The 14,372-nt window shown below is 45.1% G+C and carries 12 protein-coding genes; 1 reads left to right on the top strand and 11 read right to left on the bottom strand.

Annotated features, from left to right (window positions below; translation table 11 throughout):
- From C6Y40_RS07755 to C6Y40_RS07745, 3 genes are all read right to left on the bottom strand, one after another.
- The coding region (locus C6Y40_RS07755; RefSeq protein ID WP_170308439.1) for a type II toxin-antitoxin system RelE/ParE family toxin at nucleotides 1-215 on the bottom strand (215 nt) is incomplete at its 3' end.
- A 10-nt stretch (nucleotides 216-225) separates the two neighbouring features.
- On the bottom strand, nucleotides 226-468 hold the full coding sequence (locus C6Y40_RS07750; RefSeq protein WP_105934092.1) for a type II toxin -antitoxin system TacA 1-like antitoxin: 243 nt from the start codon (nucleotides 466-468) through the stop codon (nucleotides 226-228).
- A 208-nt stretch (nucleotides 469-676) separates the two neighbouring features.
- Nucleotides 677-1,387: a hypothetical protein gene (locus tag C6Y40_RS07745; protein WP_105934091.1), complete on the bottom strand. Its 711-nt coding sequence runs from the start codon at nucleotides 1,385-1,387 to the stop codon at nucleotides 677-679.
- A gap of 469 nt (nucleotides 1,388-1,856) precedes the next feature.
- On the opposite strand from C6Y40_RS07745, the gene C6Y40_RS07740 reads away from it, so the two are divergent.
- Nucleotides 1,857-2,309 carry a recombinase family protein gene (locus C6Y40_RS07740; RefSeq protein ID WP_105934090.1) on the top strand — a complete coding sequence of 151 codons (453 nt, stop codon included), beginning with the start codon at nucleotides 1,857-1,859 and terminating at the stop codon, nucleotides 2,307-2,309.
- Nucleotides 2,310-2,346: 37 nt separating this feature from the next.
- Here C6Y40_RS07740 and C6Y40_RS07735 read toward each other — a convergent pair whose 3' ends face one another.
- From C6Y40_RS07735 to C6Y40_RS07700, 8 genes are all read right to left on the bottom strand, one after another.
- Complete coding sequence (locus tag C6Y40_RS07735; RefSeq protein ID WP_105934089.1) at nucleotides 2,347-3,213, bottom strand: hypothetical protein; 867 nt, start codon at nucleotides 3,211-3,213, stop codon at nucleotides 2,347-2,349.
- Nucleotides 3,214-3,480: 267 nt separating this feature from the next.
- The gene (locus C6Y40_RS07730) at nucleotides 3,481-4,779 is read right to left on the bottom strand and encodes a DUF5623 domain-containing protein (RefSeq protein WP_105934088.1); all 1,299 of its coding nucleotides are present in this window, start codon (nucleotides 4,777-4,779) and stop codon (nucleotides 3,481-3,483) included.
- Between the two features lie 683 nt (nucleotides 4,780-5,462).
- Nucleotides 5,463-7,403, bottom strand: coding sequence for a RecQ family ATP-dependent DNA helicase (locus C6Y40_RS07725; protein WP_105934087.1), 1,941 nt, complete (start codon nucleotides 7,401-7,403; stop codon nucleotides 5,463-5,465).
- Between the two features lie 362 nt (nucleotides 7,404-7,765).
- Complete coding sequence (locus tag C6Y40_RS07720) at nucleotides 7,766-8,143, bottom strand: hypothetical protein (RefSeq protein ID WP_105934086.1); 378 nt, start codon at nucleotides 8,141-8,143, stop codon at nucleotides 7,766-7,768.
- A gap of 242 nt (nucleotides 8,144-8,385) precedes the next feature.
- Nucleotides 8,386-9,495, bottom strand: a complete 1,110-nt coding sequence (locus C6Y40_RS07715) for an ankyrin repeat domain-containing protein (RefSeq protein WP_105934085.1) — start codon at nucleotides 9,493-9,495, stop codon at nucleotides 8,386-8,388.
- A gap of 10 nt (nucleotides 9,496-9,505) precedes the next feature.
- Nucleotides 9,506-10,861 (bottom strand): DUF1552 domain-containing protein, encoded by a 1,356-nt coding sequence (locus C6Y40_RS07710; protein WP_205664750.1) that lies wholly within the window; start codon nucleotides 10,859-10,861, stop codon nucleotides 9,506-9,508.
- Entirely contained in the window at nucleotides 10,830-13,229 is a 2,400-nt protein-coding gene (locus C6Y40_RS07705; protein ID WP_170308438.1) for a DUF1592 domain-containing protein, read from the bottom strand. Before C6Y40_RS07705 ends, C6Y40_RS07710 begins: the two co-directional genes overlap by 32 nt.
- 290 nt (nucleotides 13,230-13,519) lie before the next feature.
- Nucleotides 13,520-14,281, bottom strand: coding sequence for an IS5 family transposase (locus C6Y40_RS07700; protein ID WP_105932999.1), 762 nt, complete (start codon nucleotides 14,279-14,281; stop codon nucleotides 13,520-13,522).
- Nucleotides 14,282-14,372 lie beyond the last annotated feature (91 nt).

Below are 14,372 nucleotides of genomic sequence, written 5' to 3'. Positions count from 1 at the left end.
AGATAAAAGATATAGTGATGCTGGCATTTTGTGACGAGTAAATCAGGAAACGTATCTGAAAATTTACGAATTACGACACTTTTGCGCCCGATAAGCTCAAAAGTGTCTTTTATGGCTTTTCTATAGATGTTTGTTTGTGCAACGCCCCAGTTCTCAAGGGTATAGCCAACAATCTCGCGAATATCGGCTTCAGCATCATCCGTAATGTCATACAAGGGCATTATTTTATTTGGCTTTCGCTATTTCTTCATCAAAAATGTCATCGACAGACTTGCTCGAAATTTTACCTGCTTTAGCGGCGGCAACACGCGGCGCTAGATACGCCTCAAGCTTTTGTAAGGCGGCTTGCTCGTCTGCATTAGGTAGTGCCCGTTCAAGCACATAGCTTTTGATACTCTTGCCTTGTAAGGCAGCTGCGGCTTTTAAGTTCTGATGCTGCTCAGGCGTGATTTCTATAGATAATCGCACTAATACCTCCAAAGCACTTGATGTTGAATGCTCTAGTTTCATCTTAATGGGATTTGCAATAATTTGTCAATTTTGTACAAATGTTGTTTCACTAACCGACTAATGTCACATAAGAAAAATTGGTTGCAGCTGTGCGAACAGGCAAGAAAAAAGGCCGTATAGGACGACCTTTATAAAGAGATATTCGAATAACGATGATCAGAGCCTGCTACGCTGATGTAAGAACTACAACAGGCTTTGTTTTCCTGCGGCGTGAAGCTGTGAGCGCTAAACCAGCAAAGCCTAAAAGTGCCAGTGATGAAGCAGGCGAAGCAACGGAGTTCTGTGGAGCAGTTTCATCTGTATCGAAGGAAAAGATCGCATTCTGAACTGCAGCTTCAAAGCTTGCGTTATTAAGTGCATTAGCATAGAAAGTCGTACAATTTTCAAAAATAGCGCTTACACTATCTTCTATATCTGATGCGGCTTCTTCACTAATTTGCTCTTCATTAAAACATAAGATTTGATAGAGTTGCGTTCCATCAGCATAGACATTGTCATCATAAGTGCTAAAAGTTACTGCATTACTTATAATGCCACGATTTGTAGTACTTCCAAGCGCATCAATATCTCCAAAAGAAGTATAATCAGCACCATCAAGTGTAAGTGTAAACCCTAGGTTATTCTCATCATATATTGGCAAATGCACACGTGTGCTAGATGCAGCAGCATCGAATAAACCATCTGTATCAATACTGCCTGAAATGTTCATAATATCACCAACATTTAATGTCGAGATATTGCTGTCAACAGACGTGATCATTGCCTCATAATCATAGTAAAAAATTGCCGCTTCGGCATCATTTGCTGGTGTAAGCGCAAGTGTTGTTGCCAGTGCAGCAGGAGCCGCGAGTACTACAAGTTTCTTCTGTAAATCCATGAGCCTTTCTCCCTCTGGGCGTAATAATTAAATAAAAACTAACAATAATTCCGGTTTGTATATTGGAAACCCTATCCAGAGCACATCAACCAAAACCTTATCTAAAGAACCTGAAAGCGCTTCAATTTAACATTTAACAAAATGACATCCGCTTGCCGCCCCATTGATACTTCACTGTTGCTTCAAATGAAATGCTAGATCAGTTGCACACAATGGTATGAAAAACCGATTGTAGCCTTGCTAAATAAGGAAATTTGAGAGAAGAAAAAACGACCGTTTTTGTTAACCTTCAAAATATACCTGATTATGAAAATCTATACAGAATTAAGCGATTGAAATTTATGGGGAAAAATTTTCAGAGTAAAAACGACAATTAAGAACAGTAAAACGGTCGTTTTTGTCTATTTTTTCTACTGTATTTATTCCTATTTGAGAGCTTTTGTTTTCAGCAGTGAAAGGAGAATAGTCAATGACTAAAATCGGCTATGTACGAACTTCAACTAACAAGCAATATACTGATCGTCAGATCAATGAGTTAAAGCGCTACTGTGACAAAATCTATGTTGAAGATGGTGTATCAGCTCGCAAGAAGAACAGGCCTGTTTATCGAAAAGCTGTTGCTAAATTAGCCGAGGGTGATGAATTCATCGTTATGTCATTTGATCGGGCATACCGCTCAGTTGTTGAAGGCTTAAGCTCGCTGGATGAACTTACCGAAAAAGGGATTACACTCAAATCCTTGAGCCAGCACTTAGACCCAACCACACCAGACGGAAGGCTCTTCTTCACAATGACTATCGCTGTTGGGGAATGGGAGGTGAATATCAACTCATGGCGCACTATCCAAGGCCTCAAGGCCGCAGTCAAAAGAGGTAAGAGACTGGGAAGGCCGAGGAAAGCAATCAAATCTGAGAATTTCTAAAATTCACCTAAACCCAATCGAATATTCTGTGGTTCAACTACAACAAATGACTATATCTAGCGATAGTATCCAAATTACCTTGCACAAGAAACCTTTTACAGTCCTCGACGATCCGTTGGATCTCTTCGAAACCTGCTTCGATACCGTCCAATCGTTTTGACCAAACGAGTATTTCATCTGGTCTTAACGATGCAGTGTCAATATTACCAGCTTGTTTAATGAGATTAGGTATTTCGTCTATGAGGACTGTTTTAATCTTGGCGTAGCTTGAAAAAGCTTTTGCGCCATATATAACACCGACCTGTTCTTTTGTAATCATTGCCGCTATTTCATCTGAGGACACGCGTCGATTCAAACGAACTTCTTCGAATTCGATTTCTTTTTGGGTTGGTTCATATGTTTGAAAAATTTTCTCATCTCCGCTTTTAGCTCTGCGCTCAAGTTTTACTCTAATAGCACCTGTTGCAGACTTATCACGGTAATCACGCATCTTAGCAAAACACTCATTCCCACCATTTTGCAATATGCTTGAAATTCGCTTTTTGACTACGTCGAGTTGACAAATTTTCTCCTCAATATTGATTCTGGCGTTTCTTACATTTAAATCCTTCCTAAACGCTTTTTTCATATGCTCAAAATCGACACCAAAATAATTTTTGCCGCATTTATGACCAATGTTAGTCTCAATATTGTTCGAGCAAAGTACCAAATATCCATTTTGATGTTTAGTGTGGCAATTGCTTAAACCACAGGCTTCTTTAGTTCCAAACTCATATCGGCCAAGAATAGTTTTTAAGGTTACTTCTTTAGGATCGACGTCGCGCTGAAAGTCAGGTCGAGCAAACACCTCTTCCCATGAGCTTAAACGTACAATAGATTTTCCGTCTTCTGATAAAATGTTCATGAATGATTCCAAAAATGAGATCAGTTGCAATTGTATAAATTAATCCTTGCTCATAAAAGTACATGTAGGATTGGATTTTTCCCTTTATCTTAAAATACGATTTTAATTTAAAAGTTCGAAAATTATGACAATTCGGCATTTAAAACACTGAAAAACATATTAGATGAGTGCCAACATTCCAGTTATTTATTGTTGTGAGTGGGTAATCGATTAATCCTATCAAAAAATTATTATTAATAGGATTAATCGGGGTAATTCTAATAGGAACTATATTTTCGTACTTGATAACTTTATAGAAGTATCAAGTTTGTTGACTAATCGTCTCAATGGCTCGCAATCAACATAGGAATCTAACAGTAAAATTTTAAGCTCTTTGAGCATATTTAAAACAGATTTTGACGACTGGGCACGGAAAACAACGGGGTCATTGACATTCTTTTCAACGGAATAATATACATTACACTGAACCTCTATATCCTTTTTGTGTTCTGATAGAAACCACGATTCTAGATTGCTTCTTATGGAAGATAATCGTGTATTAACGTCCGAAGGCTTTGCAGTTGATTGTTCAATAGCTTTTATTAATCTAGCAGCCAGAAGGTGAGACTCTACCGACATAATAGAGTTAGGCCGACGAACATTGTTCGGAGCATTCCAATCCCTCATAGGAACAGTCTTTTTACTCGGAAACCTGAATATTGTGCCCTTGGCGACGGCTCTCTTTCTGTCTTGAGCTGTCTTAGTTAACTCACTATAAAAAGTATCATGTCCAATAAAAGACATACCAGACCATTTATCTAAGGTTAACGGGTAAGGGATATTATCGATTTTTTTCATTAAGCCATCAAAATCGTATCCCTTTGAAGCATCGGTAGCGACAAAAAGACTAGTCATACCAGGATAGTACATACCTGCCCATGTCGACGCCCTAAGGTGCCAATTATGCTCTTTGGCCCAATTAGCTCTCTCACCATTTACGGTCGGATCAAGGTATGGCTCATCAATTATAATGAATTGACCCTTATCTGGGTCTTGCCAGTATGTAGCATGATCGGTTTTGGGTAGTTTATTGTTATGATTTCTGTTTGGATACGCCGCTTTATAATTTCCACTTGGTTTTAGCCCTGTTATCTCCATAAACCTCAAGACTCGGACCGCATAGCAAATACTATTTCTCGCTTCTTCTTGAGAATAAAAAAGGCTATCGCTTACCAGTAAATCAATTGACGCCAGTCTAAACTTCCCCAAACTATTGTGTTTTCTGCCAATTTCGGTTTTTGTAGCGATTTTTAATAAAGGTTTAGAAAGTTCTATTTCTAACACTTCTCTACCCGATGCATGTTTTTTTTCATCGTACCAGTAGGTAGCGAAAAAAAGCTTGTGCACTGATTGTATTAGATTTGACTTATGGAGCTGATTGTAAGCATGAGAGAAATTTTCAAATGAAGCACTACGAGCGGCAATGTCGAGAGCTTTGTGATAAGGAAGGCTTTGCGTCTTTTTGAGCTGCTTAGCGTAACGTTTGATGCCACCGATAGTCGATGGATGAACATTTTCATTCAACATTTATAATCTCCTAGCTTGCCTATAAGCGTCACTCGCCAACCGCTCCACAAGCTCGATTAAAATATTGAGCAAGTAATATTGGATTATGAAGTAGTGCTTCAAAAGCTTTGCTATGACGAGTGACAGGCTCCTACTAAAAGCATTTTTATTTAACCTCAAATCAGGTCAAATTACAATCAAACTATTCGTCAATCAAAAAACATCTTAAGCTCTTCTCCCACTCAGCCAGCACGTCAAATAATCTGTTCGAACCCAATAGGTTATGGCGCACCATTTTATTATTTAAAAAAACAATGCATTAGCAAGACTTAGCAGTGTATATAAAAAGCTGCGTACCAAACCCTCGCTATTTCCGCACCAATATCCAGTAGCAGTTTTTACCTATAAAAAGTTAATTTTTGACTAGCATCTCATCTTGACTGCTGGAACCCGTGTCTACTACAAATTGTCTTCTATGTAGATCATAAAAGAATGGCTTTCAGTGCGTGCCCTCGTGCGTGTGGATCTACTCCAGCTTTACTAAGCTGTCGCATAGAGAGACCTCAATTGTCGTGGAATCCCCACCGTTACCTGTTATTGGTTTTGACAGTTGGTCTTTCAACTATCTGTTCATTTACGAATTGTTTGTTGCGCAGTGCTGAGCTTTCAGGCAAAAAAGATTATTACGGAAACGACGCTCTTATTCAATGTGACGGATTAGTCAGCACATTTTGTGCGCAGGCGAGTAATGTGCTGTAAGGCACATTTTCATGTTTACCAAACTGCGCGTGTTTACGGGCTTTTAATCTGGTAAATATTGGCTGGTTTAATCCCGCCGCGAAACGTGCGAGCAGTGCAGCCGTTACGGGAAAATCCGGTGATTGCTGAGACAGCCAGAATTGGCTCTCCCGTAAGTCTTCAGTGAGTAACGAGGGATTGATGCTATCTTCACTTTTTGGGAGCCGCAGCACCTGGCCGCGACACACCGAGCAATGCCCGCAGTGCTCTGGCGCATTCTTGTCGCCAAAATAGAGCGCTAGATTATAGTTAAGGCAACGATTTAAACTAAAAAACCGTAACATGGTAGCGATTCGCGCTAATTCCGATTGTTCGTTGGTTTCGCAATAATGTTGGAGTTGCGTGGCCAACTCAGTCGTTAACTTATCTGGCTCAACGCGGTAGACGTCGGTTAGCTTTTTAGTTTCCACAACAAGCTGGTTGGCATCGGCGAGTTGATTAAGCAGCCTCATCACCGTGTCTCTATTGAAGCCCTGCTGGTTAAGTTGCGTAAAATCAGGTTCCCCCCACACTTTTTTGAACTGAGTGCACCGGACAAGAGCGTGAAACAGAGCCTGCTGTTCATTCGGCAACGCCTGGCAGATATGCTCAGGGGAGGATTGCCATTTAAGTTTGATGTCCGCGTAATAACTGTGTTTTGCCTGAATAGCGCCGTGTAACTCGAGTTGAACCAGCAGGGTTTTAAGCGGCAAGGCGCGTATATTGGTTGCCTGTGATAGCCCGTAAGTCTGTGTTTCCCACTGGTTGTTGTGGGTGGTGGTGGCAATGTTATGCAACAATGCCTGAATGGCATGCGGTTCAGGCGTATCGCCAAGTACAAAATTTTCCAGTACATTTAAGCCATCCAGACCAGCCAGTAAAATACAGCGGCTGGGTAAGCCATCTCTGCCTGCGCGACCTATTTCCTGGCTGTAGTTTTCGATGGATTTTGGTAAGTCATAGTGGATAACAAAACGAATATCCGGTTTATCAATACCCATTCCAAACGCAATAGTGGCAACAATGATGGCGGTTTCACCATTCATAAAGCGTGTTTGAATGGTACTGCGAAGGTCACTACTCAGCCCGGCATGGTAGGCGCGGGCATTATAACCTCGCTGAGTCAGAAAGGTGGCTATGTCATCTGCCGTTTTCTGTTGAGTCACATAGACAATGCCGCCACCTTCGGTTCGTTCTAATGCTGTAAGTAGCGACTGCTGTTTGTTGCCGCAGCTGGGCAGCACGATATCCAAATCCAGGTTGGATCGGTAAAAACCGGTTTGTACAATATGCGGGTAGGCAATGCTAAACTTCTGTGCCATGTCTTTTTGTACCCGTCGCATGGCGGTTGCGGTAAGTAGCAATACCAAGGGAATTTTCAGTTGTTTTTGATAATGCGGGAGCTTTAGATAATCAGGTCGGAAATTGTGCCCCCATTCCGAGATACAATGTGCCTCGTCGACCACCAACATTGATATTGGCACCGTTTCAATGAAGCGCCGGAATCGTTCGTTTTTAAACCGTTCAACCGAAATCATTAAGATCTTCAATTCACCCTCTCGAACCTGTTGGATCACCTGTTGTGCTTCCTCTTTATTCTGGCTCGAGTCTAAGCAGGCTGCAGGGATTCCTTTTTTGCGCAGAAAGGCCAATTGGTCGTGCATCAGTGCAATTAACGGTGAAATTACCAGGCTGAGATGAGGTAGCATGGTCGCCGTAAACTGATAGCACAGTGACTTGCCGGAGCCGGTTGGGAATACCGCCAGTGTTGAGTGGCCATTAAGCAATTGATTTATCGCTTGTTGCTGGCCCTCGCGGAAGTGAGAAAATCCGAATTGGTGTTCAAGCTGTTTTGACAGGTTATTCATAGTGGCTGTGATGAGCTTCCGCTTTGTTGTTGTGACGGTTACTTGTTATCGATATTTACGGTATCACTTAAAGGTTGGCAAAGCATCGCGCTTTTGTAAAAACTGTACTTTTTCAGTACGTTAAATTATTACACGAGAATTCAAGAGTGTTGAATTTTGTCGCTGACCGTTGAATCGTAGTGTTATATGGAACCTGTTGGCAGTGTGTTTAAGATCTACAAGCCCATAGAGGGGATCTTGTGGGTAACTGGCGGGCAGAAAAACTACGCCAGGATGATGTGACAGGAATATTAAGAGTGCATAACAGCGGTCATCAAGGTTATGGTGCTCTCAAACTTGTTTAAACCGTAAAGCGCCGGCGACTAGCTGAACCAGCCAGCCTTTGTGATTGCGCCAAATAAACCCAGCAACATTACCAACAGCCCGGATGGTAAAAAAGGTCCAGATTTCCCACAACGAGCGATCAGCAAGATGTGTTGGCTCGAGGATACCCAGGCATAGGCACCGGAAGCCCTCCCAATTCTGGCGATGCTGCCAATATTCAGGCCGCGGTTTAGTGCAAATCCAAGTCGACCTGACTGCTGTTTGCCGTCCTTAACGGCCCAGGATACTAAGCCGGTGCCCGCCATAATTGTGCCCAGCACGATGGCCAAAAATAGCAGCCAGCGAATGATGTTATCTGAAAACCGGAGCTGATTCCTCAGGCGGGAATGATTCTGACAGGTGAAGTAATAAAGCATCGGCTTACATCTTTAAAACCACTCTCTTGGTTACGTGCTCTTGTTCTGCGTTAATCGTAAATTTTAAATTACCTGAGTTTAATGTCGTCAATTATAACGCCCCTTTATGCTGCTATTTAATGTAGTTAAACAAAACCAGTGTCCCCCTGTTGCAGTGGCACTCGGACAGTCGCCTCAAAAATAAATAGCCGGTTAATATACGCCGGTGGTGGCGAAAAGCCGGCCGGTATGGCAACTTTAATTTACCCGATATTAAGTACCGTCAGAGACAGAGTGTTCTGTTGCAATATTTCTACAATGCGGGTGAGATTATTTTGCTCGGCAATTTCCATGGGCGTCAGCTGTGGTGGAATATAGTTTTCGGTTTTGAAGTTGGCCTCGTATCGCCACGTTAGGGTTGACGGCTCACTACGCTGATTGGGATTAGCACCAAGTGCCAGCAGCTTAGCAACTAACTCTGGCTGATTGGCTTTAACGGCAGCGTGGAGCAGTTGATAACCATCCCGGTCGAAAGCGGAAACAACGTTATCAATGCCTTGCTCATCCATCAACGCCGGTAGCTCACCCATATACCAGGTTAAAAATGCATAGTTTTTTGCATACACCGCAAGTTGGGTGGCTGTGGTGCCATCTTTGGCGGCAGCAAATATGTCGGCCCCCAGCGAGATGGCCATTTGAGCTGTTGTTACATCCTGGCTTTTAATAGCAAAAAAGAGGGGGCTGAAACCCTCAATGGTTTGTGTATTGATGTTGGCGCCGGCATTCACCAGGTATTGCAAGTTGTGGGTGTTTCCCTCTGCTGCCGCAAACATCAGCGGGGTTTGGCCATGTTCATTGCTGGCGTGGATATCTGCGCCCAGGCTGGCCATTTTTTCCAGAATCCTGCGGTTAGCAGAACCCGCGCACAGATGGAATGCAGTGGTGCCATCTTCCACCGCATCACCGGGATTTGCCCCGGCTGCCAGTAAAGCGTTGATGATCTCAGAATTGCCGTAGCGGCAGGCCTGAATGATTGGGGTAAAACGGTTACCGTCGGTGGGATTAGCATCAGCGCCGTTTTCCAGTAACAGACTAACCAGTTTTGGATCCTGAGTCTCCACTGCCCAGGCCAGCAAACTGGCGTTATCGGGCAACGGGCGATTTACATCAATCTGGCTGCTAAGTTCTGCGAGTCGGCTTCTATCAGAAGCCAGAATGGCCTGTTTAGCCTCCATGAGCAGGTTATCGTGTTGCTGGCTTGATAGCGCAGGTTTTACATTAGTGAGTTGAGACTCAGATTGACAGGCCGATAACGCGGCAATGCCAAGCGCTACCACGAGCGCCTTAACCGGGATATTAGTGATCAAATTCATTGCTTACTCCTCAGGCAATCAAACCGTCCAGCGGGCCGGTACTGTCGCCAAAGTTTTCCACAGGCACGTTCATTTGTTGCAATACCGAAAGTAGCAAATTGCACATTGGCGTGTGCTTCTTGGCGGCGATATGCCGGTTTCCTTCCAGACCGCCACCGGCGAGTATGATGGGTAAATCCATATGATCGTGTTCATTCGACTCACCTATACAGGCGCCTCGGACCACAAAAGTATTGTCGAGCAGGTTGGATTCTCCGTCCGGGATGCTGGCCATTTTCTCCAGATAATCGGCAAACAGCTGCATGTGATAGGCGTTAATTTTTACCAGCTTATCGATTTTATCCGGAATATTCGCGTGGTGGCTGAGCGCATGATGACCGTCTGGAATACCCAGATTGTTATAGGCGTGATTACTCAGTTCCCGGCCAAGCATAAAGGTACTTACCCGGGTCATATCCGTTTGCAGTGCGAGCATCTGCAGGTCGAGCATGATCTTAACGTGTTCTTCGTAATCCACAGGGATGTTAGCCGGAACGGTAAAGCCTTCCAGATCCATTTCTATCGCTGTTTCCCGGGCTTTGGCAATGCGCTGTTCTACATCGCGAACGGACTCCAGATACTGGGCCATTTTATGCCGATCGTTAACGCCTAACCGTTTATTAACCCGCTTGGCTTCATCGTTAATAAAGTCGAGAATACTGCTCTTATGGGCCAGTCGCATCTGGCGGGTTTGCTCGTCGATTTGATTGCCGTCGCCAAACAAGTGCTCAAACACATCGCTGGGGGCGACCATGGCGGGTAACGCCAGCGTAGGACTCTTCCAGGAAATAGTGTTGGTATACGTACAGCTGTAATTGATATCACAACTGCCCATTAAGCTGGGTGGCTCAATACCTAATTCAAGGGAGGCGAGTTGGGTGTCTTTGGCAAAGTAACTGGCGGCTACCTGATCGGCAGAAATACCGCATTGAATATCCGCACCTTCGGTAGCCTTGGCATGTACCCCGGTTAAAAAAGCCGGGCAGCTACGGCCGTGGCCGGCCGGCGGAGCACCAAAAGCACTGGCCTGATAATGAGCCAGACCTGAGATAACCGAAAACTTATCCCGCACTTTTTCAAGGGGCTTTAAAATGGGCGTCATCGCGTAATTTTTGCCGGTGGTTGCCGGTGTGTAACGCTGCATTCTTACGCCGTTAGGCGAGTAAAAAACGGTCATCCGTTTGGGGCGTTGCTCCAGGGATTTGGCCGTGGCAGCAGGCACCAATGATTCCATTGCCGGCAACGCCATGCTAACGCCCAGGCCTTTTAAAAAGGTGCGACGGGATAACACAGAATTACGGCGCTTTAGCGAATTGTTGTGGTTCATTAGCGGCCTCTGGTGCTTTTTTAAAGTTAAATGGCGTACTGGTAACAACCGCTTCAATAATGCTGTGAGTGCGGTAGCTATCGTTACTGGCTTGTCTGGCGATGGAACGGATAACAGGCTGATCGTAGGCTTCTAATCCGCGGCCCAGTGCGTAAGTCAGCAGGCGGTCGATAAAGGCCTGGGTAAAGCGCTCACGGCGGTCCCACAGCACATCGTGAAGGCCACTCAGGCCCTCAAATTGAGTGCCATCGGGCATGGTGGCGCTGGCATCAATGGCCTGGTCGGCATAGCGGGTACGAAATGCGCCTACGGCATCATATTGCTCAAGTGCCAGACCGAGCGGATCCATGCGCACATGACAAGCGGCGCATACCGGATCGGCCCGGTGCCGTTTGAGTTGTTCCCTGGCCGACAGCGCCATACCGTCGTGTTCGGCAACCAGTGCGGGGACGTCTGGCGGTGGAGGCGGAGGGCTGGCTGCAAGCAGGTTATCCAGGATCCACTTTCCACGTTTGACCGGCGAAGTATGATTGGGATTGGAGGTCAGGGTTAAGATACTCGCCTGGCCGAGCAATCCACCGCGATGGGATTGCTCACTTAAACTGACTTTACGTAAGGCATAGCCTTTCACGCCGTCGATACCATAATGTTTTGCTAACGGTTCATTAAGGTAGCTGTAATCGGCATTTAAAAAGTCGAAGATGGGTAAATCGTCTTTCAGGATGCGGGTAAAGAACAGTTCAGTTTCACGCTGAATAGAGTGCCTGAGCGGGATAGTAAACTCCGGAAATTCAAACACATCCGGGAAATGGTAGGGAAGATTACGTAAATACAACCATTGTCCGGCAAAGTTATCGGTGAGCGCGCTGGCTTTGTCTGATGCCAGCATGCGTTTGAGTTGCAGCTTAAGCACCTGCGGCTCTCTTAACGTACCCGCACTGGCCAGTGTGGTAAGTTCCTCATCCGGCAGGCTGCTCCATAAAAACAACGCCAGCCGGGCAGCAAATTCTGTATCACTTATGCGGTAAATGCTGCCAGGTTCAACGTCGGCAGGGGGAATTTCCTGCAGGTATAAAAACTGAGGTGATACCAGCAATGCCTGCAATGTGGTGGCGATGCTGGCGCGAAAGCCTACATCTTTGCGGGCGCGTTCAAAAATGGCCAGTAAGGGCTGTATATCGCTGTTGTTAACCGGGCGGCGATAGGCCTCGTTGGTTAACCGGCTGATAATTTGCCGGGCACAATTAAGCTCTGACTCAGCGGTGGCTTCGGCCTCAGGCAGGCAACTGAAAATTTTGCGGGTGCTGGCAGTTTGCCATGAGGCATTAGTTTGGTCTGAATTTAGCGGCCCGATAACCTCTATCTCCAGCACATCGCGTAAAAAAGCGGCCTGAGAAAAGCGCGCCGACAGATGATAAGAAGGTACCTGAGTTGAATGGCGGCGTGCACCATCGACAATAAAATCGAGGTCCAGCATTTCTGGCTCTCTGTCGGGTAGGACCACGTGGTCTGTGCCTTTGCGGACAGTGGGCACATGTTCGCTGAGCGCCAACTCTTTTCGAAAGCTCATGCCAATCTGGTGGCTGCCTGCGCTAAGCGTTAGTGTGTGACTGTAACGATGAATATCAAGCCGGTCGACTTCATTGTTGGTATTGGCATTTAAATAGCCGGCAATTTCATAAACACCGCTAACCGGTGCATAAAATTCAAAGCTGCCGCCGCCTCTGGAGTCCAGCGGCAGCGCATCACTCATGCGCAGATCAAACGAAGGCACGCCGCTGTTTTTCACCGGGCCGTCTTTTGGCACTATGTAACTTTCTTTACCAGCAGCGTCACCGGCTGTGCCGGTAGCCAGTTTACTTAGCTTACCAGCAACATATAAATAGCGTTCAAGCAGTGTGGTAGACACGCCCAGTACATCCGCGTTGTTATCGAAACCATAGCCGGAATCGTCGCCGGGCAGGGAGCCGGTAATATCCACATTCAACGCCAGCAGGTCCTGCACTGAACGGGCGTATTCGTTGCGGTTTAAGCGCCTTAGTGTAGCTCTGCCCGGGTTAGGATTGGCAGCGCTGTAATCATCCAGCGAGCCTTCCAGCCAGTTCAGAAAAGCGCTTTTTTCCTGTGCGGTTAACTGTTTTTTATCGGCCGGTGGCATATCGCCCATGGCAACCGATTTAAGAATGCCTTCCCACAGCTTTTGATTTTTGCCTTTGGTGATGTCGCTGACATGAATATCAGCCACAGACCAGTTTCCGGCAAACTCGTAGTCGTTATGGCAGGTTTCGCATCGGTCGTCGATGATGTCGGCCGCCAGATCGCGGGTAAACAGTTGTTGTTCTGTCCGGGCAGAGGAATAAGGGCTCATGACCGTGGCGAATAGAAAGCCAGAAATTAACAGGCCGCATGCCTTGCGGGGATAGTTCAATTTTGGGGAGAAATAAAAGACCATTTGCACTCTCTTAGCGCAACTGCAGTGCTAACAGCGCGTTTCACGAATAAGTCTGGAGGAGAAGCACTTTACATGCCAAATGTCTTTTTAATCATAAGGTTACCTTATCAGGATGTTATCAGTTTGTGTGCGGGAGAAAGTTGGCTGCGGGTATAAACTGGTTCGCTGTTACTAGGGCGTGTTGATCTTTTCTGTACATATTTTGCTCAACAATACATCGGCAGCCACATTAACATAAATGCCAGCGATACCATGCTGGCATAATTTCGCTCTAACTTATCGTATCTAGTTGAAATAGCTCGATATTGCTTAATTCTTGCAAATGCATTTTCAACCAAATGTCGGTATTTGTATAAGCACCAATCCATGCTTTTTTTATCAATATCTTGACCGTAATTCCGTGTAGCAATCACTGGTGTTCCACCGTGGTCACGAACAAAACAGCGGAATTGTTCGCTATCATAGCCTTTATCACAAACGACAGTGTTCACTTCATCAAGCTGTTCAACCAAACTATTCGCATGAACAACATCGTGGCGTTGACCTTCTGATAAGTCGAAACAAATCGGTAATCCTCCACTATCTACAGCTAAGTGAATTTTGGTTGAATTACCCCCACGACTTTTGCCTATTTGCTCTGAGCTTTCAGTTGCTGCTCCTGTGCTATGTTGATGTGCTCGAACTATCGAGCCATCAAGAAAGACCCACTCAAAATCAGCCATGCTAGATAAGCTTTTGAAAAGGTTATCTAAAATCCCTTTCTTTGACCAAAGATTAAATCGTCTGTATACGGTACTCCACTCTCCGAATTCAGAGGGCAGATCTCGCCAAGGAATACCAGTTCTCATTCGATAAAGTATTCCTTCAAATGTCATTCGATGTTCAGTTTTATCGTAAATACGGCCTGTACTTTTCATAACTTGAAGTAGCAGTTCCCATCGAATATCAGTTAGTATTGTTCTTGGCATGGTATTGGTTATGGTTTTACTTTTGGCGAAGCAAATTATAACCCTTTACCATGCTGTTTAAAAATTACTCACGAAAGATCAACACGCCCTA

Source organism: Marisediminitalea alba, assembly GCF_002993365.1.
GTDB lineage: Bacteria > Pseudomonadota > Gammaproteobacteria > Enterobacterales > Alteromonadaceae > Alteromonas > Alteromonas alba.
This window is presented reverse-complemented; position numbering and strand designations above follow the sequence as displayed.